Origin of the sequence: Enterobacter sp. Ap-1006 (assembly GCF_011752835.1) — a bacterium.
GTDB lineage: Bacteria > Pseudomonadota > Gammaproteobacteria > Enterobacterales > Enterobacteriaceae > Cedecea.
The window spans coordinates 1-24,560 of sequence record NZ_VWWU01000009.1 but is presented as its reverse complement, the minus strand read 5'-3'; the positions used below and the strand labels follow the sequence as shown (position 1 = coordinate 24,560).

Below are 24,560 nucleotides of genomic sequence, written 5' to 3'. Positions count from 1 at the left end.
TTATAGAAGTGTAAACATCTGGATGGCTAAATACATCGCACCGAATAGAGGAAAGACCATGACAATCCATAATCACACCCTGGGGTTCCCTCGCGTCGGCCTTAAGCGCGAGTTGAAAAAAGCACAGGAAAGCTACTGGGCAGGGAATACCTCCCGCGAAGAATTACTGGCGGTTGGCCGCGAACTGCGTGCCCGCCACTGGGACCAACAAAAACAAGCCGGCGTCGAATTACTGCCGGTGGGCGATTTCGCCTGGTACGACCATGTTCTGACCACCAGCCTGCTGCTAGGTAACGTACCGGCTCGTCATCAGAACAAAGACGGCAGCGTCGATATCGATACGCTGTTTCGCATCGGCCGTGGCCGGGCGCCAACCGGCGAGCCTGCTGCTGCCGCAGAAATGACCAAATGGTTCAATACCAACTATCACTACATGGTGCCGGAATTTACTAAGGGGCAGCGGTTCAAACTGACCTGGACTCAGCTGCTGGAAGAAGTCGACGAGGCGCTTGCGCTGGGCCATAAGGTAAAACCTGTCCTGCTTGGGCCAGTGACTTACCTGTGGCTGGGCAAAGTGAAAGGCGAGCCTTTTGACCGCCTGAGCTTGTTGAAAGATATTTTGCCGGTCTACCAGCAGGTGCTGGCCGAACTGGCTAAGCGTGGCGTTGAGTGGGTACAAATCGATGAGCCTGCACTGGTGCTGGAGCTGCCAAAAGCGTGGCTGGATGCCTTCAAACCGGCCTATGACGCGCTGACCGGCCAGGTGAAGCTGCTGCTTACCACCTACTTCGAAGGCGTAGGGCCAAACCTGGACACCATCACTGCGCTGCCGGTGCAGGGTCTGCACGTTGATTTTGTGCATGGCAAAGATGACGTGAATGATATCCATAAAAAACTGCCTGCAAACTGGCTGCTGTCTGCGGGTGTAATCAACGGTCGTAACGTCTGGCGCGCCGATCTGACGGAGAAATACGCTCAGCTAAAAGATCTGGTGGGTCAACGTGAGCTGTGGGTGGCTTCTTCCTGCTCTCTGCTGCACAGTCCAATCGACCTGAGCGTAGAAACTCGCCTGGATGCCGAAGTTAAAAGCTGGTTCGCTTTTGCGCTGCAGAAGTGTGCCGAGCTGTCTCTGCTGACTGAAGCGTTAAACAGCGGGAATACCGCAAAAATTGCTGAATGGAGCGCCCCGATTCAGGCTCGTCGTCAGTCGAAGCGTGTGCACAATGCCGCCGTCAGCGAGCGTCTGGCTAAAATTACCGCTCAGGACAGCCAGCGCCAGAATGCTTACACTGCCCGTGCAGCTGCCCAGCGTGAACGCTTCAACCTGCCGGCCTGGCCAACGACGACCATCGGCTCCTTCCCGCAAACAACTGAAATTCGCGGCCTGCGTCTGGACTTCAAAAAAGGCAAGCTGGACGCGAACAACTATCGCACCGGTATCGCCGAACATATTAAACAGGCGATTGCAGAGCAGGAACGTCTGGGACTTGATGTGCTGGTGCACGGTGAAGCTGAGCGTAACGACATGGTTGAGTATTTCGGCGAGCATCTGGATGGCTTCGTCTTTACTCAGAACGGCTGGGTGCAGAGCTACGGTTCCCGTTGCGTAAAACCCCCGATTGTTATCGGTGATATCAGCCGTCCGGAGCCGATCACCGTTGAGTGGGCCAAATACGCGCAGTCCCTGACCGACAAACCGGTTAAAGGCATGCTGACCGGCCCGGTGACGATTCTTTGCTGGTCCTTCCCGCGTGAAGATGTTTCCCGGGAGACTATCGCGAAGCAGATTGCGCTGGCCTTGCGTGACGAAGTAGCGGATCTGGAAGCCGCAGGTATCGGTATCATCCAGATTGATGAACCCGCTCTGCGTGAAGGTTTGCCGCTGCGCCAGTCCGACTGGCAGGCTTATCTGGAGTGGGGCGTGGAAGCTTTCCGTCTGAACGCCGCCGTGGTGCGAAATGACACCCAAATCCATACCCACATGTGCTACTGCGAGTTCAACGACATCATGGACTCCATTGCGGCGCTGGATGCGGACGTGATCACCATCGAAACTTCCCGTTCCGATATGGATCTGCTGGAGGCGTTTAAAGAGTTTGAATACCCGAATGAAATCGGGCCGGGCGTGTACGACATCCACTCTCCAAACGTTCCGGATGTGCAATGGATTGAAGCCCTGCTCAAGAAAGCGGCGGAATCCGTCCCGGCAGAGCGCCTGTGGGTTAACCCGGACTGCGGCCTGAAAACCCGTGGCTGGCCAGAAACCCGTGCGGCGCTGGCAAACATGGTGCAAGCGGCACAGAATCTGCGCGAGGCTTAATACTAAAACGGAGGTGAGAGCCTCCGTTTTTCACACAGTTAAAATCACGCCCTCATCTCCCTGTTCACTAATGCATACTGATGCCAGGAATAATGCCCTTACCCTTTTCTGAAAGTCGTATTTATCCAACATTCACCTTGTCACGCTGAATTTTTTCTTGAGAAGCTTACTGCGCAGTTTGTCTTTTTTTGTGAAATAAAAGGATACTTATGAAGCAGCTAAGCGGTGAAAGCTGGGTTAGTCGATTCCAGGGAAGTAGTGACACGCAAACCCTGAGTCCAATATTCCGGGCAAATGTTAATAATTTTCTAAAAAGCCTTGAAGATGCTGGCGTCAGGGTAACTATTTCGGCGACATTACGTCCGCCGGAAAGGGCATATTTAATGCACTGGTCCTGGAAGCTGGCACGAGGAATGGTTGAACCCGCCAATATTCCTGAAAAATCGGGTGTGGAAATTGAATGGGTGCATAAAGGTGCGAACGGAAAGGCTGACAGAAATAAAAGCATTAATGCGGCAAAAGCGATGGTCCGGGCTTATGGCATGTCCAATCTCAACGTTGCTCCGGCGTTAAGGAGCCGACATACGGAAGGCAATGCTATTGATATGACGCTGTCGTGGATGGGTAACCTGGAAATTAAAGATAATAAAGGTGAGACTGTTATTATCAAAACAATGCCCCGTGATGGCATGAATGCTCAATTACATGAAGTAGGGAAAAGCTTTGATGTGATAAAGTATCACGGCGGTGCTAACGATAAACCTCATTGGTCAACGGATGGTCGATAATATGAATAAAAGCCTAATTTTCTGTGCGCTATTCTTTTTGGTTTCCTGCGCTCAGGCTGCGGATAAATATCCAAAAGACGTTACTGAGTTTCTGATAAATGCAGATGATTGCCAGCATTTGTCTGGTGAATGGGATTCGAGCTTGCCAAAAGAGCAGCAAAAGGATATTGAAAAACAGGTTAATGTTATCTGTGGTAAAGCAAAATCGCAGCAGGGTGCTTTGAGAACTCGCTACCATAATGAAAAAAGTATTCTAGATGTGATTAACGAATACGATTTTTAGATGTCAGGGATATAACGGGCCGTGACGGACGGCCCGTTATGTTATGCAGTCCGGGGTAACCGACCGGCTTTACTTCCTTACTCCGTACCGTTTAAACCACGCCAGCATCCTTTCCCAGCCATCTTTGGCCGACGCTTCATGGTAGCTCGGGCGGTAGTCAGCGTTAAAAGCATGTCCGGCTTCCGGGTAAACAATGATTTCCGCCCTGGCATTGGCCGCTCTTAGTGCCTGGCGCATGGTCTCAACGCTTTCCTGAGAGATCCCGGTATCCTGACCACCATACAGGCCTAGCACTGGCGCATTAAGATTGACGGCGATATCGACCGGATGGTGATGAGAGTTCAACGTTTTCTCACCCGTCAGCTTGCCGTACCAGGCGACGGCCGCTTTCAGCTGTGGATTGTGCGCCGCATAAAGCCAGGCAATTCGCCCGCCCCAGCAAAAACCGGTGACCATCAGGCGATGCGCGTCGCCACCGTTGCGTGAAGCCCAACTGGCCACATGATCAAGGTCGCCCAGTACCTGGTTATCCGGCACTTTTGAGACAAGGCCGCCTAACAATGTGGGGATATCGGCGAAATCCCCCGGCTCTCCCTGGCGAAAATAAAGCTCCGGGGCGATAGCCAGATAGCCTTCAAGTGCCAGCCGGCGACAGAGATCGCGGATATGTTCGTGAACGCCAAAAATCTCCTGAATGACAATCACCACTGGCAGCGGGCCATCGGCATTTTTGGGTCTGGCGTGGTAAGCCGGCATATTGTCGCCCTGGCTTGGAATAGACGTTTCCCCAGAAAGAATAGCGTCGTCTGGCGTTAGCAAAGCAGTGGAGGTGATGGGGGAGGCCGCCGGTGCGAAGCCATCGCCCGGTGTGTTATGTGTTGTTTGCTTTTGTTTCATGGTTTTCTCCGAACCAGCATTAGCGCAGTGTGATAACTATAGCCAGGATTAGTAGCAAATCTGGCGGGCAAAAAACGCTGTCAAAGTTCAAAAAATAGCCCGATCGACACTTAATTGTGACTTATGTCTCTTATGTGAATACAAATAATGTAATTTGTTTCATTCAAAGTGAGCGCCATCACGAAATTATGCTCAGGGGTTCTGTAAAGTGTCGCTTTGCTTCTCCTGAAACCTACTCAACAGAGGAGTCTGTTATGTCCAAGTCTGATGTTTTCCATCTCGGCCTCACTAAAAATGACCTGCAAGGGGCTACGCTTGCCATCGTCCCTGGCGATCCTGAGCGTGTGGAAAAAATCGCCGCGCTGATGGACAAGCCGGTTAAGCTGGCTTCCCACCGTGAATTCACTTCCTGGCGTGCTGAACTCGACGGCAAGCCGGTTATCATCTGTTCTACCGGTATCGGCGGCCCATCTACCTCTATTGCCGTTGAAGAACTGGCACAGCTTGGCATTCGCACTTTCCTGCGCGTCGGGACTACCGGGGCGATTCAGCCGAACATCAACGTGGGCGATGTGCTCGTGACCACCGCATCTGTTCGCCTGGATGGTGCCAGCCTGCACTTCGCGCCAATGGAATACCCGGCTGTGGCAGACTTCGCATGTACTACCGCGCTGGTTGAAGCGGCAAAAGCCGTGGGCGCAACGACGCACATCGGCGTGACGGCATCCTCCGACACCTTCTACCCTGGTCAGGAGCGTTACGACACGCTCTCCGGCCGCGTAGTTAGCCGCTTCAAAGGCTCAATGAAAGAGTGGCAGGAAATGGGCGTGATGAACTATGAAATGGAATCCGCCACGCTGCTGACCATGTGCTCCAGCCAGGGTCTGCGTGCGGGTATGGTTGCCGGGGTCATCGTGAACCGTACTCAGCAAGAGATCCCTAACGCGGAAACCATGAAGAAAACGGAAAGTCACGCGGTGAAAATCGTGGTCGAGGCGGCGCGTCGCCTGCTGTAGTTTTGCTTTTCCATTCATAAGGCCGGCGCTCGCCGGCTTTTTTTATGCTTTGCGCGCTCCCTTCCGGAAAATCCCTTTTCATCTGGACATTTATACAGCAGAATTTTATTTTGCCGATGTTGGTATCGTTTTGGGGGAAGCATGGATATTTCACTGTTGTTTGGGCTGGGTATCGGGTTGGTGGGCTTGCTGACCGGCTGGCTCGTCGCCAGTCTGCGTGCGGCGCAGCGGTTGGCGGCTTTGCATGAAGAACAGCGTGAAATCTACGGTGAGCTCACAGCCGCGCGGCAGGAGCTTCAGCAAAACCAGCACTGGCGAGATGAGTGCGACCAGCTTAACCGTGAGGTCCGTGCTCAAATGGAAATTAACAGCGGGCAGGAAGCAGATATTCGTGAGCTGACCACGTTGCTCGAGCAAACCCGGCTCAATGCTGAAGACAAGCATCGCCAAATGCTTAACAGCGAGCAGCGCCTGAACGAGCAGTTTGAGAATCTGGCCCACCGTATTTTTGAGCAAAGCGGGCGTAAGGTTGAAGAGCAGAACCGCCAAAGCCTTAACGTGTTGCTTTCCCCACTTCGAGAACAGCTTGATGGCTTCCGACGCCAGGTCCAGGAGAGTTTTGGCCAGGAAGCACGCGAACGGCATACGTTGACGCACGAAATCCGTAACCTGCAGCAGCTCAATGCACAAATGGCGCAAGAGGCGCTCAATCTCACCAAAGCACTGAAGGGCGACAACAAAACCCAGGGTAACTGGGGGGAAGTGGTGTTAACTCGGGTATTGGAAGCTTCTGGCCTGCGTGAAGGGCATGAATACCAGACTCAGGTGAACATCCAGCTTGAAAACAACAGTCGTATGCAGCCGGATGTTATCGTCCGCCTGCCTCAGGGCAAAGACGTTGTTATTGATGCAAAAATGACGCTGGTGGCCTATGAGCGTTACTTCAATGGTGAAGATGAACTCACGCGTGAAAGTGCGCTGAATGAGCACATCGCCGCTATCCGCAGCCATATTCGCCTGCTGGGGCGCAAAGATTACCAACAGCTACCGGGGCTACGTTCGCTGGACTATGTGTTGATGTTTATTCCCGTTGAGCCCGCTTTCCTGCTGGCTATCGACAGGCAGCCTGAACTGATTAGTGAAGCGCTGAAAAATAACATTATGCTGGTGAGCCCGACGACGCTGCTGGTGGCGCTGCGCACTATTGCCAATCTGTGGCGCTATGAACATCAAAGCCGTAATGCCCAGCAAATCGCCGACAGGGCGGGGCGCTTGTACGATAAAATGCGCCTGTTCGTGGATGATATGTCTGCGATTGGGCAAAGTCTCGATAAGGCGCAGGATAACTACCGGCAGGCGATGAAAAAACTTTCATCCGGGCGTGGGAATATCCTGGTTCAGGCGGATGCGTTTCGCGGGCTTGGCGTAGAAGTCAAACGTGAGATGAATCCAGATCTGGTCGAACGCGCTCGTCAGGAAGATGAGGATGATTCGGCTCGACTGGGCCATGCGGGCGAAGAACCTGAGGCTGAATTCGATACTTTGTCTTCATCGCGCACGGGTGAAGAGCGTTAAACTGAGGCTGAGTAGCACGGTTGAATCATAGGGCTTTCACGCCCATTCTGTTACACTTCCCGAACATTTTCTTTATTAAGCAGGCATTGAGATGGTTGATGAATCCCAGGAGTCCGGATCCCAGGAAACAACGCACTTTGGCTTCCGTACCGTAGCTAAAGAGCAAAAGGTCGATATGGTGGCGAACGTGTTCCACTCTGTTGCGGCGAAATACGACGTAATGAACGACCTGATGTCTTTTGGTATCCACAGGTTGTGGAAACGCTACACGATAGACTGCAGTGGCGTACGTCGTGGCCAGCGCGTGCTGGATCTTGCGGGCGGTACGGGCGATCTGACGGCGAAATTCTCTCGCCTGGTTGGTGAGACCGGTGAAGTCATATTGGCCGATATTAACGATTCGATGCTGAAAATGGGGCGTGAAAAGCTGCGCAATATCGGCATTGTGGGGAACGTCAGATACGTGCAGGCTAACGCCGAAGCGCTGCCATTCCCGGACAACACCTTTGACTGCATCACCATCTCCTTTGGCCTGCGTAACGTCACGGATAAAGACGCTGCATTGCGCTCTATGTTCCGCGTTCTCAAACCCGGTGGCCGCCTGCTGGTGCTTGAGTTCTCCAAACCAGCTTTCGAGCCGCTGAACAAAGCCTACGACGCGTATTCCTTCCACATTCTGCCACGCATCGGTGAAATGGTCGCTCAGGACGGTGAAAGCTATCGCTACCTGGCAGAATCCATTCGCATGCACCCGGATCAGGAAACGCTGAAAGGCATGATGGAAGAAGCCGGGTTTGAAAACACCACCTATTACAATATGACCGGTGGGATTGTTGCCCTGCACCGTGGCTATAAATTCTAACAGGGAGCCGCGATGCCATTTATGTCGCTGATGACTGCCGGAATCGAAGGTGTGCTGAACACCTTCCTCTGGCGCGATCGTAGCCTGAAATCCGCGCGTCAACGCCTGCAGGGCAAGACGTTGCGCGTTAGCCTGAAAGAATTTTCAGCGCCGCTGGTGCTGGTGTTCAGTGAACAACAGCTGGACGTACTGAGCCAGTGGGAAGGTGAGGCGGATTGTAGCGTCACAACCCATATCGGCGTGCTGCCGAAACTGCGCGATCGCCAGCAACTTACCGCTCTGATTCGCAGCGGTGAACTTGACGTGGCGGGTGACATTCAGGTTGTACAAAATCTGGCATCGCTGATGGATCTCGCGGAGTTTGATCCTGTGGAACTGCTGGCTCCGTATATAGGCGATATTGCCTCTGAAGGTATCAGTAAGTTTGCGCGTCATGGCGGAAAGCTGCTGAAAAAAGGATTGATCCGCAATCAGCAGTATCTGGGAGAAGCGCTCACCGAAGAGTGGCGCGTTGCGCCTGGCTCACTCGAAGTGGCCTGGTTTGCAGAGGAAACCGAAGCGCTGGCACGCTCGGCGGACACACTCAGCAAACGGCTGGATAAGCTGGAGGGCAAATGACGCCAGGAGAAATTCGCCGCCTTTATTTCATTGTCCGTACCTTTCTGAGCTATGGCCTTGATGAACTGATTCCCAAAATGCGCATTACGCTGCCGTTACGTTTGTGGCGGCGTTGCCTGTTCTGGATGCCGAATCGTCACCGTGATAAGCCTTTGGGAGAACGTCTTCGCCTTGCGCTGCAGGAGCTTGGTCCCGTTTGGATCAAGTTTGGTCAGATGCTTTCTACCCGTCGCGATCTGTTCCCACCGATCATTGCTGACCAACTGGCTATGCTGCAGGACAGAGTTGCGCCTTTTGACGGTGCGTTGGCGAAGAAACAGATTGAACTGGCGATGGGTGGCATTCCCGTTGAAAGTTGGTTCGACGATTTTGACATCAAGCCTCTGGCCTCTGCCTCCATTGCTCAGGTGCATACCGCACGCCTGAAAGAGAGCGGCAAAGAGGTTGTGATTAAGGTCATTCGGCCTGATATCCTGCCGGTGATCAAAGCCGATATGAAACTTATCTATCGTCTCGCCCGTTGGGTGCCGCGTTTGCTGCCGGATGGCCGTCGTCTCCGCCCGCTGGAAGTGGTGCGTGAATACGAAAAAACGCTGATCGATGAGTTAAACCTGCTGCGTGAAGCGGCGAACGCCATCCAACTGCGGCGTAACTTCGAAAATAGCCCAATGTTGTATGTGCCGGAGGTTTATTCGGACTACTGCACCGAGAACATGATGGTGATGGAGCGGATTTACGGTGTTCCGGTCTCTGATACCGTTGCGCTCGAAGCTCAGGGCACCAACATGAAGCTGCTTGCCGAACGTGGCGTGCAGGTCTTCTTTACGCAGGTCTTCCGCGACAGCTTCTTCCATGCGGACATGCATCCGGGCAACATCTTCGTGAGCTACGACCACCCGGAAGATCCGCAATACATTGGTATCGACTGCGGTATCGTGGGCTCGCTGAACAAAGACGATAAGCGCTATCTGGCAGAAAACTTTATTGCCTTCTTCAACCGGGATTACCGCAAGGTAGCCGAGCTGCATGTGGACTCTGGCTGGGTGCCGGCAGATACGAATGTCGAAGAGTTCGAGTTTGCGATTCGCACCGTGTGTGAACCTATTTTTGAGAAGCCGCTGGCGGAGATCTCCTTTGGCCATGTGCTGCTGAACCTGTTCAATACCGCGCGTCGTTTCAACATGGAAGTTCAGCCGCAGTTAGTTTTACTGCAGAAGACCCTTTTATACGTCGAAGGCGTCGGTAGGCAGCTTTATCCGCAGCTGGATCTGTGGAAAACGGCGAAACCTTTCCTGGAAAGCTGGATCAAAGATCAGGTTGGTATTCCTGCTCTGGTACGTGCTTTCAAAGAAAAAGCGCCTTTTTGGGTGGAAAAAATGCCGGAATTGCCGGAACTGGTGTACAACAGTTTGCGCCAGGGCAAGCAATTACAGCTTAGCGTTGATAAAATTCAGCGCGACCTGCAACTTCATCACGTGCGGCAGGGACAGTCGCGTTACCTGTTCGGCATCGGTGCCACGCTTATATTGAGCGGGACGCTGCTGCTGATCAACAAACCTGAGTGGGATTTTATGCCTGCCTGGTTGATGGCGGGGGGAATCGTTGTCTGGCTGATTGGCTGGCGGCGCTCTGCCTGAACTTTAATCGGAATTAACGGGTGATTGCCGTATAATAGCGGTTCTCATTGCCTTAACATCTTTATTCAGGAGTAGGTATGGGCATCAGTTGGCCACAATTGCTAATCATTGTTGTTATCGTTGTTTTATTGTTTGGCACCAAGAAGCTGGGTTCTTTAGGTTCAGATCTTGGCGCGTCTATTAAGGGCTTTAAGAAAGCCATGAGCGACGACGACGGCAAAGAGAAAGAAAATGGTGAGAAGGATGCTGATTTCACAGCGAAATCCCTCTCTGAAAAACCGAGCGACGTGAAAAAAGACGAAGCGAAAAGCAACGATAAAGAGCAGGTATAAACCGTGTTCGACATTGGTTTTGGCGAACTGCTGCTGGTGTTTGTGATTGGCCTGATTGTTCTGGGTCCGCAGCGCTTGCCGGTGGCGGTAAAAACAGTTGTTGGCTGGGTGCGCGCGCTGCGTTCTCTGGCTACCACGGTGCAGAACGAACTCGCTCAGGAACTGAAGCTGCAGGAACTGCAGGACAGCCTGAAAAAGGTCGAGAAAGCCAGTATGGATAACTTGACGCCTGAACTGAAGGCGTCAATGGACGAACTGCGCCAGGCCGCTGAGTCGATGAAGCGTTCCTATACCCAGCACGATCCTGAAAAGAACAGCGACGAAGCGAATACCATCCATAACCCGTTGGTTAAGGATGAACAGCTAAGTCATGAAGGTGCCACGCCAGCCAATGCGGCACATCAGGCGGCTGCGCCTGATGCCGTACCTTCAGAGACGGTGACACCGGCACCCGTGGCGGTCGAAAGCGCCGTCGAATCCGCTGTCGAGCCTCAGGTGAAGCCTTTGCCCGAGGCTGCACCCGTTGTCACCCCAACGCAACTTCCAGGTGAAAAATCTTAACTATGGCTGTTGAAGATACCCAACCGCTCATTAGCCATCTGATCGAGCTGCGTAAGCGCCTGCTGAACAGCATGATCGCCGTGCTGGTGATTTTCCTGGCGCTGGTCTATTTCGCCAATGACATCTATCAGGTGGTTTCCGCCCCGCTGATCAAACACATGCCACTGGGTTCAACGATGATTGCGACCGATGTCGCATCACCGTTCTTTACCCCGATAAAATTAACCATTTACGTTTCGGTGTTCCTGGCCGCGCCGGTCATTCTGTACCAGATCTGGGCTTTTGTTGCTCCTGCATTGTACAAACATGAGCGTAAGCTGGTGATGCCGCTGCTGTTCTCCAGCACGCTGCTTTTTTATATCGGCATTGCCTTTGCGTATTTTGTGGTCTTCCCGCTTGCCTTTGGTTTCCTGACAAAAACTGCGCCAATAGGGGTGGTCGTCTCGACGGACATCACGAAATATCTCGACTTTGTGATGTCGCTGTTCATGGCCTTTGGCGTAGCGTTTGAGGTGCCCGTCGCCATTATCCTGCTGTGCTGGATGGGGGTGACAACACCGGAATCATTGAAACAGAAGCGCCCTTATATTCTGGTTGGGGCTTTTGTTGTCGGCATGCTGTTAACGCCGCCGGATGTTTTCTCGCAAACCCTTCTGGCGGTGCCAATGTACTGCCTGTTTGAGGTTGGCGTCTTCTTCTCCCGCTTCTACGTCGGTAAAGGGCGTAATGGCGATGAAGATGACGAGCCTGAATCTGAAGAGACGCGCTCGGAAAAAGAGCAGTAATTAAATAACCGCCCTCAGGGGCGGTTGTCGTTTGGAGGGAGAGATGTTTGATATTGGCGTAAATTTAACCAGTTCTCAATTCGCAAAAGATCACGAGGATGTGGTCGCTCGCGCATGGCAGGCTGGCCTGAGTGGCATGATGTTGACCGGTACCAACCTCCATGAAAGTGAACAAGCGTTACTCCTGGCGCAGCAGTATGAAAACTGCTGGTCCACCGCCGGAGTGCATCCCCATGATGCCAGCCAGTGGAATGACGAAACTGCAGGTGCCATCCGCCGTTTAGCAGCTGCCCCCCAGGTCGTCGCTATCGGCGAATGCGGTCTGGATTTTAACCGTAACTTCTCTACTCCTGCAGAGCAGGAACGCGCTTTCACCGCGCAGTTGGCGCTGGCCGCGGAGCTGATGATGCCGGTATTTTTACACTGCCGGGATGCACATGAACGTTTTCTTGCGCTGCTTGACCCCTGGTTGGATCAACTGCCCGGCGTGGTGCTGCACTGCTTTACCGGAACTGAAGAGGAAGCCCGCGATTGCCTGCTTCGCGGACTGTTTATCGGCATTACCGGCTGGGTTTGCGATGAGCGCCGTGGCCTGGCATTAAGAGAGTTACTTCCGGTTATCCCCGCTCAGCAACTGCTACTGGAAACCGATGCGCCCTATTTGTTGCCCCGGGATCTACAACCAAAACCTGCGTCCCGCCGCAACGAACCCTGTTATCTGCCCCATATCCTGAATAAGGTCGCCGAATGGCGCGGTGAAGACCCGGCCTGGCTTGCGCAGGTAACAGATGACAATGCTCGTCGGTTATTCCGACTGGGTTTTAATCAGGAGAAAGTTAAATGAGCTATGCATTTCCCGGTACGTTTCCCGGGCGTCGTATGCGCCGCGTACGTCGTCATGACTTCAGCCGTCGTCTTGTGGCTGAAAACCAGCTGACGGTAAACGACCTTATTTACCCTGTGTTTATCATGGAAGGCCACAACCAGCAGCAGGAAGTGCCGTCTATGCCGGGGGTTTATCGTATGACTATCGATCAACTGCTGAAAGAAGCAGAGGCGGTCGCGAAGCTGGGCGTCCCTGTGCTCTCTTTGTTCCCGGTCATTGAAAGCGACGGGAAATCGCTGCATGCGGAAGAAGCCTATAACCCAAATGGCCTGGTACAGCGCGCTGTGCGTGCGCTGAAAGATGCTGTGCCTGAGCTTGGGTTGCTGACTGACGTTGCCCTGGACCCTTACACCACTCACGGGCAGGACGGCGTCATTGACGCTGATGGCTATGTGATCAACGACGTCACTCGCGAGATTCTGGTTCGTCAGGCACTTTCCCATGCTGAAGCCGGGGCCGAAATTGTCGCGCCTAGTGATATGATGGATGGGCGTATTGGCGCTATCCGGGACCGGTTAGAAGCTGATGGCTTCGTGAATACCCAGATCATGTCCTATGCCGCAAAATATGCTTCCTGCTACTACGGCCCGTTCCGGGATGCCATTGGCTCTTCCGGTAACCTGAAAGGCGGCAATAAGAAGACTTACCAGATGGATCCGGCTAACAGCGACGAAGCTTTGCAGGAAGTGGCGCAAGATCTGCAGGAAGGGGCCGACATGGTGATGGTGAAACCTGGGATGCCTTATCTCGACGTTGTGCGCCGCGTGAAAGACACCTTTGGGGTGCCAACATTTGCCTACCAGGTATCCGGTGAATATGCCATGCATATGGCTGCGATTCAGAACGGCTGGCTGGCCGAAAAACCGGCCATTATGGAATCTTTGATGTGCTTTAAGCGTGCTGGAGCGGATGGCGTGCTGACGTACTTCTCAAAACGTGTTGCCCAATGGCTGCACGAGGAGCAGATGCAGCGCTAGTTGCGATTCAGGAAGAAAGAGGCCAGCATTTGCTGGCCTCTTTGCATTAAACCTTGCGGAAGTCGGTATTCCTGATGCTTTGCTGCACCTGCTTATTCAGTAAATTCAGCAGCAACATTGAGCGGGCTTCACCGTCTGGTTCAGCGAAGATGGCTTCTAATCCCTTGAAGGCTCCTTCGGTAATCACCACGCTATCGCCGGGATACGGCGTTTCTGGGTCGAGGACATTCTCTATTTGATAGTGCATCAGTTCATGAATCACTGTTTCCGGAACCGTTGCCGGCTGCGCGCCGAAGCGAACAAAATGGCTGACGCCACGGGTGGAATTCACCGTGGTGGTATGGATAGATTCTGGATCGAACTCGACAAACAGGTAATTAGGGAACAGAGGCTCGCTGACCGCAGTTCTTTTACCACGCACCATTTTTTCCAGCGTGATCATTGGTGTAAGACAATTAACTTCCTGGCGCTCAAGATGCTCTTTGGCGCGCAGTAATTGACCTCGTTTACAGTAAAGAAGATACCAGGATTGCATAATTTCTCTTTTCGCCCGCTTCAGCGCGTCAGAATAACAAAACGTCCTTCGCAGAGATACACAGCTTCAGTATAACCTGTCCGTGGGCGGCCGGCAGGCGGCCAGTTTCACGCTAATTTAACAAAAATACAGCATGGTGGCGGTGAAGTCCGTATAATGACGGGCAAATCCGACGTCACGATAAATTGCATGAAATACCACGACCTACGCGAATTTCTTGCGCTGCTTGAGCAGCAGGGCGAACTCAAACGTATCGCATTGCCTGTCGATCCGAATCTGGAAATGACCGAAATTGCCGATCGCACGCTGCGAGCCGGCGGCCCAGCTTTGCTGTTTGAAAACCCGAAAGGCTACACCATGCCGGTGCTATGTAACCTGTTTGGAACGCCGAAACGCGTAGCGATGGGCATGGGGCAGGAGGACGTTACTGCCCTGCGTGAAGTAGGGAAACTGCTGGCTTTCCTTAAAGAACCGGAGCCGCCAAAAGGCTTCCGCGACCTGTTTGATAAGCTGCCGCAGTTCAAACAAGTTCTGAATATGCCGACTAAACGTCTGCGTAATGCACCTTGCCAGGAACAGGTTTGGGAAGGGGATGAGGTCGATCTTAATCGCATTCCGATCATGCGCTGCTGGCCGGAAGACGTCGCCCCGCTGATTACCTGGGGGTTAACGGTCACCCGTGGTCCGCATAAAGAGCGCCAAAATCTGGGGATTTACCGCCAGCAGCTGGTCGGCAAAAACAAGCTGATTATGCGCTGGTTGTCTCATCGCGGCGGTGCGCTGGACTTCCAGGAATGGTGTGAGGCTCACCCGGGTGAGCGCTTCCCTGTCTCCGTAGCGCTTGGCGCAGATCCCGCAACCATTCTTGGGGCGGTGACGCCGGTGCCGGATACGCTTTCCGAATATGCTTTTGCCGGGCTGCTGCGCGGGACCAAAACCGAGGTCGTGAAATGTATCTCCAACGATCTTGAAGTTCCTGCAGGTGCAGAAATTGTGCTGGAAGGTTACATTGAGCCTGGTGAAATGGCACCGGAAGGCCCGTATGGCGACCATACGGGGTACTACAACGAAGTGGATAGCTTCCCGGTGTTCACCGTAACCCACGTTACCCAGCGGCAGGATGCGATTTACCATTCCACCTATACTGGCCGCCCGCCGGATGAGCCTGCGGTGCTGGGTGTGGCGCTTAATGAAGTGCTGGTACCCATCCTGCAAAAGCAATTTCCGGAGATTATTGATTTCTATCTCCCGCCGGAAGGGTGTTCATACCGACTCGCGGTAGTGACGATTAAAAAACAGTATGCCGGACATGCCAAGCGAGTCATGATGGGGGTTTGGTCGTTCCTGCGTCAGTTTATGTACACCAAGTTTGTTATTGTGTGTGATGACGACGTCAATGCACGCGACTGGAACGATGTTATCTGGGCGATCACTACGCGTATGGATCCGTCCCGTGATACGGTGCTGGTGGATAACACGCCGATAGACTATCTGGATTTTGCCTCCCCGGTTTCCGGGCTGGGCTCTAAAATGGGACTGGACGCCACCAATAAATGGCCGGGCGAAACCCAGCGTGAATGGGGGCGCCCAATCAAGAAAGATGTTGAGGTATGCGCGCGTATTGATGCAATCTGGGATGAACTGGCTATTTTTGATAACGACAAAGGCGCCTGAGTGGCGACCTTTACGGTTTAGCATTATTGACCCGACAGAGGGGACGCATGACAACCTTAAGCTGTAAAGTGACCTCGGTAGAAGCGATAACCGACACGGTATATCGCGTTCGATTGCTGCCGGAAGGCGATTTCTCATTCCAGGCCGGGCAGTATTTGATGGTGGTGATGGATGAGCGGGATAAGCGCCCGTTCTCTATGGCTTCCACGCCGAGCGAGCGTGAGTTCATTGAGTTACATATTGGTGCCTCTGAGCTCAACCTCTATGCCATGGCGGTAATGGACCGTATTCTGAAAGGGCAGGAAATTGTGGTTGATATGCCACACGGTGATGCGTGGCTGCGCGAAGATGAAGACCGTCCTCTTATCCTGATCGCCGGCGGTACTGGGTTCTCTTACGTTCGTTCTATTCTGCTGACGGCGCTGGCGCGTAACCCAGAGCGTGAAATTGCAATCTATTGGGGCGGGCGTGAAGAGAAGCATCTTTACGACCTGGCCGAGCTGGAAGGGCTGACCCTGCAGCATCCTAATCTGCGTGTTGAAGCCGTGGTTGAGCAGCCGGAAGAAGGCTGGCGTGGCCGGAGCGGGACTGTACTCACCGCCGTTATGCAGGATCACGCTTCACTGAGCGGGCACGATATCTATATCGCAGGTCGTTTCGAAATGGCGAAAATTGCCCGTGAACTGTTCTGCAACGAGCGCGGGGCGCTGGTTGAACATATGTTCGGCGACGCTTTCTCCTTTATTTAAGGCCGTTCGTCGTCAGAATAAGCCACCGCATCGTCGGTGGTTTTTTTTATCTTTCAGATATAAAAAACCCGCCCCTGACAGGCGGGAAACACGGCAACTAAACTCAGTTTCGTTTTTTATTAAACGCGTTCAAATACGGTCGCGATGCCCTGACCCAGGCCAATACACATGGTAGCCAGGCCAAACTGCGCGTCGCGACGCTCCATCAGGTTGATAAGCGTGGTGCTGATACGCGAGCCGGAGCAGCCCAACGGGTGGCCCAGCGCGATCGCGCCACCGTTCAGGTTGATCTTTTCGTCGATCTTATCCATCAGCCCCAGATCTTTAATGCACGGCAGGATCTGGGCGGCAAACGCTTCGTTCATCTCAAACAGGTCGATATCCTGAGCGGTCAGGCCCGCTTTTTTCAGCGCTAGTCGGGATGCAGGCACCGGGCCGTAACCCATAATGGACGGGTCGCAGCCGACGACGGCCATCGAGCGAACGCGTGCGCGAATTTTCAGGCCCAGCTCTTTGGCGCGAGTTTCGCTCATCAGCAGCATCGCGGATGCCCCATCGGACAGCGCCGAAGATGTGCCTGCGGTGACGGTGCCATTGACCGGATCAAAAGCAGGTTTCAGCGCCGCCAGGCCTTCAACCGTGGTTTCCGGGCGAATAACTTCATCGTAGTCGTAACGCTTCAGAACGCCGTCGGCATCGTGACCGCTGGTCGGCATAATTTCCGCTTTGAAGTGCCCGGCTTCTGTGGCAGCCCAGGCGCGCTGATGGGAACGAGCGGCAAACTGATCCTGCATTTCACGGCTGATGCCGTGTAAGCGGGAAAGCATTTCAGCCGTCAGGCCCATCATGCCCGCAGCTTTTGCCACGTTGCGGCTTAGGCCTGGGTGAAAATCAATCCCGTGGGTCATCGGTACGTGGCCCATGTGTTCCACGCCGCCGATCAGGCAAGCATGCGCATCGCCGGTTTGAATCATGCGTGCTGCATCGTGCAGCGCCTGCATGGAGGAACCGCACAGGCGGTTCACCGTGGTGGCTGGCACTGAATGAGGGATTTCCGCCAGAAGCGATGCATTGCGGGCAATATTGAAACCCTGCTCAAGGGTCTGCTGGACGCAGCCCCAGTAGATATCGTCCAGCGCTGCGGCTTCGAGTGCCGGGTTACGGGACAGGATACTGCGCATCAGATGCGCCGACAGATCCTCAGCGCGAACGTTGCGGAACGCGCCGCCTTTCGAGCGGCCCATCGGCGTACGGATGGCATCAACAATAACAACCTTTTCCATGTTCACTCCTCAGGCGCTTTTCAGGTCACTGGTCGGGCGGGCGGGCTCGACCGGGGGATAGTACGGCTCGTTGCGTGATGCTTTGGCCTTAAGGCCTTCAGGCACGACGTACAGCGGGCCGAGGTTTTGGTACTGCTGCGCCATATCGAAATACTTCGCGCTGCCCAGGGTGTCCAGCCAGCGGAACGCGCCGCCGTGGAACGGAGGGAAACCGAGGCCGTAAACCAGAGCCATATCGGCTTCTGCCGGGCTGGCAATCACGCCTTCTTCGAGGCAGCGAACCACTTCGTTGACCATTGGGATCATCATGCGGGCGATAATTTCTTCGTCGCTGAAGCTGCGCTTAGGCTGGCTCACGTCTGCCAGCAGGCTATCAACAGCTTCGTCCTGGTCTTTGCGCGGTTTGCCTTTGCTGTCTTCTTTAAAACGATAGAAGCCCTGCTGAGTTTTCTGGCCGTAGCGTCCGGCATCAAACAGAACGTCGATTGCGTCGCGGTAATCTTTGTTCATACGCTGCGGGAAGCCTGCGGCCATGACCGCCTGTGCGTGATGGGCGGTATCAATTCCGACCACGTCCAGCAGGTAAGCCGGGCCCATCGGCCAGCCGAACTGTTTTTCCATCACTTTGTCGATCTGGCGGAAATCCGCGCCGTCGCGCAGCAACTGGCTAAAGCCTGCAAAGTAGGGGAACAGCACGCGGTTGACGAAGAAGCCCGGGCAGTCATTGACCACGATAGGGGTTTTACCCATTTTGCTTGCCCATGCCACCACTTTGGCGAGGGTTGCGTCTGAGGTTTTTTCTCCGCGAATGACTTCAACCAGCGGCATGCGATGCACCGGGTTGAAGAAGTGCATCCCACAGAAGTTTTCCGGGCGTTTCAGCCCGCTTGCCAGTTCGCTAATCGGGATGGTTGAGGTGTTGGAAGCCAGCACGGTATCAGGGCGAACCTTATCTTCGGTTTCTGCCAGCACCGCTTTTTTCACTTTCGGATTTTCAACTACGGCTTCAACGACAACGTCTACACGATCGAACCCTGCGTATTCCAGCGTTGGCTGAATGGTTGAAATCACCTGCGCCAGCTTCATGCCGTCAATTTTGCCGCGCTCAAGCTGTTTGTTCAGCAGCTTGCTGGCTTCATTAATGCCCAGCGCCAGAGACTTCTCGTTAATGTCTTTCATTAATACCGGCACGCCTTTCCAGGCGGACTGATAAGCAATGCCGCCGCCCATAATACCCGCGCCGAGTACGGCCGCGTGTTTAGGCGTTTCGATATCTTTGGTGAGTTTTTTCGCTTTGCCTTTGACAAACTGATCGTTCAGGAAGATGCCGACCAGCGCGCGGGCTTCATTGGAGCGAGCCAGCGGCACAAAGCTTTGGGTTTCCAGCTTCAGGGCTTCATCGCGGCCAAGACCGGCGGCAGCTTCAATGGTTTTTACCGCAGTCATTGGCGCTGGGTAATGCTTCCCGGCGATCTGCGCCACCATGCCTTTAGCAATGGTGAAGCTCATACCGGCTTCGATTTTGCTTAAACGTAACGGCTCAAGTTTCGGGGCGCGTTTTGCCTGCCAGTCCAGCTCGCCTTTGATCGCCTGACGGAGGACTGCCAGTGCGCCGTCACGCAGTTTTTCGGTTTTTACCACTCCATCAACCAGGCCAAGTTTTTGCGCTTCTGCTGCGCCAACGTCTTTGCCCGCGGTGATAATTTCAAGCGCGCTATCGGCACCCAATAAACGCGGCAGACGAACGGAACCGCCAAAGCCCGGCATAATGCCTAGCTTAGTTTCCGGCAGGCCAATACGGGTATCCGGCGTCGCCAGGCGGTAATCAGTTGCCAGTACACATTCGCATCCGCCGCCTAACGCGTAACCATTCACCGCGGCGATGGTTGGGACGGGCAAGTCTTCCAGGCGGTTAAACACGCTGTTGGCAAATTGCAGCCAGTGGGTCAGCTGTTCGGCAGGGACCAGGAACAGCGACAGGAATTCGGTAATGTCGGCGCCAACGATGAAGGCGGATTTGCTGGAACTCAGCAGCAGGCCTTTGAGGTTAGGCTGTTTTTCAAGTACGGCCAGCGCTTCGCCGAGGCTGGCGACGGTCGCTGTATCCAGCTTGTTGACGGAGCCGGGGGCATCAAAAACCAGTTCGGCGATGCCGTCTTCCAGCCAGTCGAGATGTAGGGTTTCACCTTGGTAGAGCATGTCAGTCTCCTGAATCCAGCAATGGGATCTGGTCGTACCAGATGAAGCGGAGTGTGGAATTGATGTTAATGAAATGCAAATTTCTCTTTAAATATTTGCAAACTCGATCACAGGCGGCGGAAATAACTCGGCGGTTTGTCCGGTATGCTAAGATGCGATGCGAACAGAGACAAAAACAGAAGGATAAATTATGGAATCACTGGCCGCGCTGTATAAAGATCATGTGGCAACGCTACAGGAGCGTACCCGCAACGTTCTGGCGCGTTTTAACCTTGATGCATTACTTATTCACTCCGGGGAGCTGTTCAATGTCTTCCTCGATGATCATGCCTATCCGTTTAAAGTAAACCCGCAGTTCAAGGCCTGGGTGCCGGTGACCCAGGTACCTAACTGCTGGCTGCTGGTGGACGGCGTGAATAAGCCGAAGCTGTGGTTCTATCTGCCGGTGGATTACTGGCACAACGTGGAGCCGCTGCCGGAATCCTTCTGGACCGACGATATTGAAGTGATTGCGCTGCCAAAAGCCGACGGTATCGGCAGCCAGCTGCCTGCCGCACGCAGCAATATTGGCTACATTGGCCCGGTGCCAGAGCGTGCATTACAGCTGGAGATCACGCCAGCCAACATCAACCCGAAAGGGGTTATCGACTATCTGCATTATTATCGCGCTTATAAAACGGACTACGAGCTGTCCTGCATGCGCGAAGCACAGAAAACGGCAGTCGTCGGCCATCGCGCTGCGCACGAAGCGTTCCTGTCCGGCATGAGCGAATTCGATATTAACATCGCTTACCTGACGGCGACCGGACACCGCGATACCGATGTGCCGTATGGCAATATCGTGGCGCTCAATGAGCATGCTTCGGTGCTGCACTACACTAAGCTGGATCATCGCGTACCTGCCGAAATTCGGAGCTTCCTGCTGGACGCTGGCGCTGAATATAACGGCTATGCCGCCGACCTGACGCGGACCTGGACGACCCAAAGCGACAGCGATTTCGCTCATCTGATTAAAGACGTGAACGAAGAGCAACTGGCGCTGATCGACACTATGAAGTCCGGCGTGCGCTATACCGATTACCACATCCAGTTCCATCAGCGTCTGGCTAAGCTGCTGCGTCGCCACAAGCTGGTGAACGACATCAGTGAAGAGGCGATGCTGGAAGCCGGGATCACTACCCCGTTCATGCCGCACGGCATCGGGCATCCCCTTGGGTTGCAGGTTCACGATGTAGCCGGGTTTATGCAGGACGATACCGGGACGCATCTGGCTGCACCTTCGCAGCATCCTTATCTGCGCTGTACCCGCGTGCTGGAACCCCGCATGGTGCTGACCATCGAGCCAGGTTTGTACTTCATCGAATCACTGCTGGCACCGTGGCGTGAAGGGCAGTACAGCAAACACTTCGACTGGAAGCGTATTGAGGCGCTGAAGCCGTTTGGCGGCATCCGCATTGAAGATAACGTCGTTATCTATGAAAACAGCATCGAAAACATGACGCGTAACCTGAAGCTCGCGTAATGGAAAGCTGGCCAATCCCTGCCGAGCCCGTCACGGTCAGCGAGGAGATCAAGAAAAGCCGCTTTACTACCTTTGTCGCCCATACGGATGGGGTAATAGCGGCTAAAGCATTTGTTGAGAAAATCCGGGCTGAACACCCGGACGCTCGTCACCATTGCTGGGCGTGGGTTGCTGGCGCGCCGGATGACTCGCAGCAGCTAGGTTTCTCGGATGATGGTGAGCCTGCAGGCACCGCAGGGAAACCTATGCTTGCCCAACTGATGGGAAAAGGTATTGGTGAAATCACTGCGGTGGTGGTGCGCTACTACGGTGGGGTGAAGCTGGGTACTGGTGGCCTGGTGAAAGCCTATGGCGGCGGCGTACAGCTGGCGTTAAACCAGCTTTCTACAGTGCTCAAAGTGCCGTTAACCGAATATACTTTGCATTGCGACTATTCGCAGCTGGCGGGTGTGGAAGCGCTACTCAAGCAAAGCGATGGTCTTATTGTGGAAAGCGACTTCCAGGCCATCGTTGCTATGCGCGTAGCGTTGCCGCAAACCCAGGTGGCTGCCTTCAGCGCCAGGCTGAGTGACTTTAGCCGCGGTGCGTTGCATTTATTGCCGTTTGAACAATAATCCCACCTCGTTATTTATAGATATTTAAGGAAGCGGCTGAAATGCATTTTCGCGCCATTACCCGAATCGTTGGCCTGTTGGTTATCCTCTTTTCCGGAACCATGATACTCCCCGGCTTAGTGGCTCTAATCTATCGAGACGGTGCCGGCCGCGCCTTTACCCAAACCTTTTTTGTTGCGCTGGCGATAGGTTCTTTACTGTGGTGGCCAAATCGCCGTGAGAAAAGGGATCTCAAACCGAAGGAAGGCTTCCTGATCGTTGTGTTGTTCTGGACTGTGCTGGGCAGCGTGGGTGCGCTGCCGTTTGTCTTTGCCGAGCGGCCGAATCTGACGGTAACAGACGCCTTTTTTGAATCCTTTTCTGGCCTGACAACGACCGGCGCGACAACGCTGGTGGGGCTGGACTCTTTACCCCACGCGATTCTCTTCTATCGGCAGATGCTGCAATGGTTCGGCGGGATGGGGATCATCGTCCTGGCGGTGGCAATCCTGCCTATTCTTGGCGTCGGCGGGCTGCAGCTGTACCGGGCAGAAATGCCGGGGCCGCTTAAAGATAATAAAATGCGCCCGCGTATCGCCGAAACGGCAAAGACGCTGTGGCTTATTTATGTCCTGCTGACGATTGCTTGCGCGCTGGCGCTTTGGTTCGCGGGGATGCCGGCGTTTGATGCTATCGGGCATAGCTTCTCTACTATTGCGATTGGTGGCTTCTCGACACATGATGCGAGCGTGGGCTACTTCAATAGCCCAACCATCAATACCATTATTGCTATCTTCCTGTTGATCTCTGGCTGTAACTACAGTCTGCACTTCTCCCTGCTGAGCGGGCGTAGCCTCAAAGTGTACTGGCGCGATCCGGAATTTCGGATGTTTATCGGTGTGCAGCTCTCGCTGGTTCTGGTCTGTACTCTGGTGCTTTGGTTCCATAATACCTACCAGTCAGCCTGGCAGACTTTGAACCAGGCTTTCTTCCAGGTCGTGTCGATGGCGACCACCGCGGGCTTTACTACGGACAGCATCGCTCGCTGGCCGCTATTCTTGCCGGTTTTGCTGCTCTGCTCTGCCTTCATCGGCGGCTGCGCCGGGTCTACCGGCGGTGGCCTGAAAGTGATTCGCATCCTGCTGCTGTTTAAACAAGGTAACCGCGAGCTGAAACGCCTGGTACACCCGAATGCCGTTTACAGCATCAAGCTTGGGAACCGGGCCTTACCGGAACGAATTCTTGAAGCCGTATGGGGATTCTTCTCTGCTTATGCGCTGGTGTTTATCGTCAGTATGCTGGCTATCATCGCGACCGGCGTCGATGACTTCTCTGCTTTTGCCTCTGTTGCTGCAACGCTTAATAACCTGGGCCCGGGCCTTGGCGTCGTTGCCGACAACTTTGCCAGCATGAATCCCGTGGCCAAATGGATCCTGATCGTGAATATGCTGTTTGGCCGCCTTGAAGTATTTACCCTGCTAGTACTGTTCACGCCTACTTTCTGGCGCGAGTAACCGGAGCCTGTGTGAAAACCTTAATTCTGTTTTCGACCCGAGATGGTCAAACTCGTGAGATTGCTTCTTATATCTCTTCTGAACTGAAAGAGCTGGGCGTGGAGAGCGATGTGGTCAATCTCCATCGCTGCGAGGAACTTGCCTGGGCTAATTACGACCGGGTGATCATTGGTGCTTCTATTCGCTACGGACATTTCCATGCCTCTGTTGAGGCGTTCGTGAAAAAGTATCAGCTGCAGCTGAAGGAGCGCGCGAGTGCATTTTTCGCGGTCAATCTTGTTGCCCGTAAACCAGAGAAGCGTTCGCCGCAGACGAATCCTTATACCCGCAAGTTTTTGCTTAACTCGGTTTGGCAGCCCGATCATTGTGCCGTGTTTGCCGGTGCATTGCGTTACCCGCGTTATGGCTGGCTGGACCGCTTCATGATCCGCTTAATTATGAAAATGACTGGCGGTGAAACGGATACAAGTAAAGAAGTGGTTTATACCGATTGGCCGCAGGTAGCCCGATTTGCCCGTGAAATTGCACAGTTAAGCACCAAATAGCGTTGTAAATAAGCGAGTTGGCGAAAAAGAATGCGGTCAGAAAGTTTTTTTAAATAAACGCTTGTCACCGCCGAAGAACTCCCTATAATGCGCCTCCACTGACACGGAACAACGGCTTGCAAAGCGGCGTGTCAGGCGGAGTGAAGCGAAAAATAAATGCTTGACTACGCAGCGGGAAAGCGTAATATGCACAGCCCGCGCTACTGAGAAAGTAGCACTGCTCTTTAACAATTTATCAGACAATCTGTGTGGGCACTCGCAGGATTGATATCTCAGCATCTCCGGATGCAAACAAATATCAAGTCTTGAAGAGTGACTACTGATTTTATAAACAGTTTTAATTCTTTGAGCATCAAACACTTTTAAATTGAAGAGTTTGATCATGGCTCAGATTGAACGCTGGCGGCAG

The 24,560-nt window shown here is 53.7% G+C and carries 23 protein-coding genes; 19 read left to right on the top strand and 4 right to left on the bottom strand.

The genetic code is table 11. From position 1 onward, the window contains the following. Positions 1 to 58 precede the first annotated feature (58 nt). The 3 genes from metE (at position 59) to F3J28_RS21070 (ending at position 3,391) form a co-directional block, all read left to right on the top strand. Positions 59 to 2,320, top strand: coding sequence for a 5-methyltetrahydropteroyltriglutamate--homocysteine S-methyltransferase (gene metE / locus F3J28_RS21080; protein ID WP_166879497.1), 2,262 nt, complete (start codon positions 59 to 61; stop codon positions 2,318 to 2,320). Positions 2,321 to 2,529: 209 nt separating this feature from the next. After that, entirely contained in the window at positions 2,530 to 3,108 is a 579-nt protein-coding gene (locus F3J28_RS21075) for a peptidoglycan-binding domain-containing protein (protein WP_286178416.1), read from the top strand. A 1-nt stretch (position 3,109) separates the two neighbouring features. Next, entirely contained in the window at positions 3,110 to 3,391 is a 282-nt protein-coding gene (locus F3J28_RS21070) for a hypothetical protein (RefSeq protein ID WP_250153703.1), read from the top strand. Positions 3,392 to 3,460: 69 nt separating this feature from the next. On the opposite strand, the gene F3J28_RS21065 is transcribed toward F3J28_RS21070, so the two are convergent. After that, positions 3,461 to 4,288, bottom strand: coding sequence for a dienelactone hydrolase family protein (locus F3J28_RS21065; RefSeq protein ID WP_166879492.1), 828 nt, complete (start codon positions 4,286 to 4,288; stop codon positions 3,461 to 3,463). Positions 4,289 to 4,542: 254 nt separating this feature from the next. On the opposite strand from F3J28_RS21065, the gene udp reads away from it, so the two are divergent. From udp to hemB, 10 genes are all read left to right on the top strand, one after another. Beyond that, a complete protein-coding gene (gene udp / locus F3J28_RS21060; protein ID WP_008455474.1) occupies positions 4,543 to 5,304 on the top strand; it encodes a uridine phosphorylase in 762 nt (253 codons plus the stop codon). 141 nt (positions 5,305 to 5,445) lie between these two features. Further along, entirely contained in the window at positions 5,446 to 6,879 is a 1,434-nt protein-coding gene (rmuC, locus tag F3J28_RS21055) for a DNA recombination protein RmuC (protein WP_166879489.1), read from the top strand. A 91-nt stretch (positions 6,880 to 6,970) separates the two neighbouring features. Next, a complete protein-coding gene (gene ubiE / locus F3J28_RS21050; RefSeq protein WP_166879487.1) occupies positions 6,971 to 7,741 on the top strand; it encodes a bifunctional demethylmenaquinone methyltransferase/2-methoxy-6-polyprenyl-1,4-benzoquinol methylase UbiE in 771 nt (256 codons plus the stop codon). A gap of 12 nt (positions 7,742 to 7,753) precedes the next feature. Next, positions 7,754 to 8,359: a ubiquinone biosynthesis protein UbiJ gene (gene ubiJ / locus F3J28_RS21045; protein ID WP_166879484.1), complete on the top strand. Its 606-nt coding sequence runs from the start codon at positions 7,754 to 7,756 to the stop codon at positions 8,357 to 8,359. Continuing rightward, entirely contained in the window at positions 8,356 to 9,996 is a 1,641-nt protein-coding gene (gene ubiB / locus F3J28_RS21040) for a ubiquinone biosynthesis regulatory protein kinase UbiB (protein WP_008455465.1), read from the top strand. The genes ubiJ and ubiB overlap by 4 nt, the downstream gene beginning before the upstream one ends. A gap of 77 nt (positions 9,997 to 10,073) precedes the next feature. Beyond that, on the top strand, positions 10,074 to 10,328 hold the full coding sequence (gene tatA / locus F3J28_RS21035) for a twin-arginine translocase TatA/TatE family subunit (RefSeq protein WP_008455463.1): 255 nt from the start codon (positions 10,074 to 10,076) through the stop codon (positions 10,326 to 10,328). Positions 10,329 to 10,331: 3 nt separating this feature from the next. Next, positions 10,332 to 10,889: a Sec-independent protein translocase protein TatB gene (gene tatB, locus F3J28_RS21030; protein WP_166879481.1), complete on the top strand. Its 558-nt coding sequence runs from the start codon at positions 10,332 to 10,334 to the stop codon at positions 10,887 to 10,889. A gap of 2 nt (positions 10,890 to 10,891) precedes the next feature. After that, complete coding sequence (gene tatC / locus F3J28_RS21025; protein WP_008455457.1) at positions 10,892 to 11,674, top strand: Sec-independent protein translocase subunit TatC; 783 nt, start codon at positions 10,892 to 10,894, stop codon at positions 11,672 to 11,674. A 43-nt stretch (positions 11,675 to 11,717) separates the two neighbouring features. Beyond that, positions 11,718 to 12,518 (top strand): 3'-5' ssDNA/RNA exonuclease TatD, encoded by an 801-nt coding sequence (gene tatD / locus F3J28_RS21020; protein ID WP_166879478.1) that lies wholly within the window; start codon positions 11,718 to 11,720, stop codon positions 12,516 to 12,518. Beyond that, positions 12,515 to 13,537, top strand: a complete 1,023-nt coding sequence (hemB, locus tag F3J28_RS21015; protein WP_166879474.1) for a porphobilinogen synthase — start codon at positions 12,515 to 12,517, stop codon at positions 13,535 to 13,537. The genes tatD and hemB overlap by 4 nt, the downstream gene beginning before the upstream one ends. Positions 13,538 to 13,583: 46 nt before the next feature. Here the strand turns inward: hemB and rfaH are convergent, their stop codons facing one another. Further along, positions 13,584 to 14,072, bottom strand: a complete 489-nt coding sequence (gene rfaH / locus F3J28_RS21010) for a transcription/translation regulatory transformer protein RfaH (protein WP_166879472.1) — start codon at positions 14,070 to 14,072, stop codon at positions 13,584 to 13,586. A 180-nt stretch (positions 14,073 to 14,252) separates the two neighbouring features. Here rfaH and ubiD point away from each other — a divergent pair, with 180 nt between their 5' ends. Together ubiD and fre are read left to right on the top strand one after the other, a co-directional pair. Then, on the top strand, positions 14,253 to 15,746 hold the full coding sequence (ubiD, locus tag F3J28_RS21005) for a 4-hydroxy-3-polyprenylbenzoate decarboxylase (RefSeq protein WP_166879589.1): 1,494 nt from the start codon (positions 14,253 to 14,255) through the stop codon (positions 15,744 to 15,746). A 47-nt stretch (positions 15,747 to 15,793) separates the two neighbouring features. Continuing rightward, positions 15,794 to 16,495 (top strand): NAD(P)H-flavin reductase, encoded by a 702-nt coding sequence (fre, locus tag F3J28_RS21000; protein WP_008455448.1) that lies wholly within the window; start codon positions 15,794 to 15,796, stop codon positions 16,493 to 16,495. A 119-nt stretch (positions 16,496 to 16,614) separates the two neighbouring features. Here the strand turns inward: fre and fadA are convergent, their stop codons facing one another. Further along, on the bottom strand, positions 16,615 to 17,778 hold the full coding sequence (gene fadA / locus F3J28_RS20995; RefSeq protein WP_008455446.1) for an acetyl-CoA C-acyltransferase FadA: 1,164 nt from the start codon (positions 17,776 to 17,778) through the stop codon (positions 16,615 to 16,617). A gap of 9 nt (positions 17,779 to 17,787) precedes the next feature. After that, positions 17,788 to 19,977: a fatty acid oxidation complex subunit alpha FadB gene (gene fadB, locus F3J28_RS20990; protein ID WP_166879469.1), complete on the bottom strand. Its 2,190-nt coding sequence runs from the start codon at positions 19,975 to 19,977 to the stop codon at positions 17,788 to 17,790. Between the two features lie 190 nt (positions 19,978 to 20,167). Here fadB and pepQ point away from each other — a divergent pair, with 190 nt between their 5' ends. Genes pepQ through hemG form a run of 4 tightly spaced genes read left to right on the top strand, consistent with a single transcriptional unit; the run spans position 20,168 to position 24,151 of the window. Then, positions 20,168 to 21,499 carry a Xaa-Pro dipeptidase gene (pepQ, locus tag F3J28_RS20985; protein ID WP_166879466.1) on the top strand — a complete coding sequence of 444 codons (1,332 nt, stop codon included), beginning with the start codon at positions 20,168 to 20,170 and terminating at the stop codon, positions 21,497 to 21,499. After that, a complete protein-coding gene (locus F3J28_RS20980; protein ID WP_166879463.1) occupies positions 21,499 to 22,113 on the top strand; it encodes an IMPACT family protein in 615 nt (204 codons plus the stop codon). The genes pepQ and F3J28_RS20980 overlap by 1 nt, the downstream gene beginning before the upstream one ends. A 41-nt stretch (positions 22,114 to 22,154) precedes the next feature. Next, on the top strand, positions 22,155 to 23,606 hold the full coding sequence (gene trkH, locus F3J28_RS20975; protein ID WP_008455438.1) for a Trk system potassium transporter TrkH: 1,452 nt from the start codon (positions 22,155 to 22,157) through the stop codon (positions 23,604 to 23,606). A gap of 11 nt (positions 23,607 to 23,617) precedes the next feature. Beyond that, entirely contained in the window at positions 23,618 to 24,151 is a 534-nt protein-coding gene (gene hemG, locus F3J28_RS20970) for a menaquinone-dependent protoporphyrinogen IX dehydrogenase (protein WP_166879461.1), read from the top strand. The last annotated feature ends 409 nt before the right edge of the window (positions 24,152 to 24,560 follow it).

What these genes read in the sequence shown, in the direction of transcription:
- hemB (WP_166879474.1), top strand. Translation starts at nt 12,515, where the DNA reads ATGAGCTATGCATTTCCCGGTACGTTTCCCGGGCGTCGTATGCGCCGC.
- ubiJ (WP_166879484.1), top strand. Translation starts at nt 7,754, where the DNA reads ATGCCATTTATGTCGCTGATGACTGCCGGAATCGAAGGTGTGCTGAAC.
- fre (WP_008455448.1), top strand. Translation starts at nt 15,794, where the DNA reads ATGACAACCTTAAGCTGTAAAGTGACCTCGGTAGAAGCGATAACCGAC.
- metE (WP_166879497.1), top strand. Translation starts at nt 59, where the DNA reads ATGACAATCCATAATCACACCCTGGGGTTCCCTCGCGTCGGCCTTAAG.
- udp (WP_008455474.1), top strand. Translation starts at nt 4,543, where the DNA reads ATGTCCAAGTCTGATGTTTTCCATCTCGGCCTCACTAAAAATGACCTG.
- rmuC (WP_166879489.1), top strand. Translation starts at nt 5,446, where the DNA reads ATGGATATTTCACTGTTGTTTGGGCTGGGTATCGGGTTGGTGGGCTTG.
- F3J28_RS21065 (WP_166879492.1), bottom strand. Translation starts at nt 4,288, where the DNA reads ATGAAACAAAAGCAAACAACACATAACACACCGGGCGATGGCTTCGCA.
- rfaH (WP_166879472.1), bottom strand. Translation starts at nt 14,072, where the DNA reads ATGCAATCCTGGTATCTTCTTTACTGTAAACGAGGTCAATTACTGCGC.
- trkH (WP_008455438.1), top strand. Translation starts at nt 22,155, where the DNA reads ATGCATTTTCGCGCCATTACCCGAATCGTTGGCCTGTTGGTTATCCTC.
- pepQ (WP_166879466.1), top strand. Translation starts at nt 20,168, where the DNA reads ATGGAATCACTGGCCGCGCTGTATAAAGATCATGTGGCAACGCTACAG.
- F3J28_RS21075 (WP_286178416.1), top strand. Translation starts at nt 2,530, where the DNA reads ATGAAGCAGCTAAGCGGTGAAAGCTGGGTTAGTCGATTCCAGGGAAGT.
- F3J28_RS21070 (WP_250153703.1), top strand. Translation starts at nt 3,110, where the DNA reads ATGAATAAAAGCCTAATTTTCTGTGCGCTATTCTTTTTGGTTTCCTGC.
- tatC (WP_008455457.1), top strand. Translation starts at nt 10,892, where the DNA reads ATGGCTGTTGAAGATACCCAACCGCTCATTAGCCATCTGATCGAGCTG.
- tatA (WP_008455463.1), top strand. Translation starts at nt 10,074, where the DNA reads ATGGGCATCAGTTGGCCACAATTGCTAATCATTGTTGTTATCGTTGTT.
- F3J28_RS20980 (WP_166879463.1), top strand. Translation starts at nt 21,499, where the DNA reads ATGGAAAGCTGGCCAATCCCTGCCGAGCCCGTCACGGTCAGCGAGGAG.
- ubiE (WP_166879487.1), top strand. Translation starts at nt 6,971, where the DNA reads ATGGTTGATGAATCCCAGGAGTCCGGATCCCAGGAAACAACGCACTTT.
- fadB (WP_166879469.1), bottom strand. Translation starts at nt 19,977, where the DNA reads ATGCTCTACCAAGGTGAAACCCTACATCTCGACTGGCTGGAAGACGGC.
- tatD (WP_166879478.1), top strand. Translation starts at nt 11,718, where the DNA reads ATGTTTGATATTGGCGTAAATTTAACCAGTTCTCAATTCGCAAAAGAT.
- ubiB (WP_008455465.1), top strand. Translation starts at nt 8,356, where the DNA reads ATGACGCCAGGAGAAATTCGCCGCCTTTATTTCATTGTCCGTACCTTT.
- fadA (WP_008455446.1), bottom strand. Translation starts at nt 17,778, where the DNA reads ATGGAAAAGGTTGTTATTGTTGATGCCATCCGTACGCCGATGGGCCGC.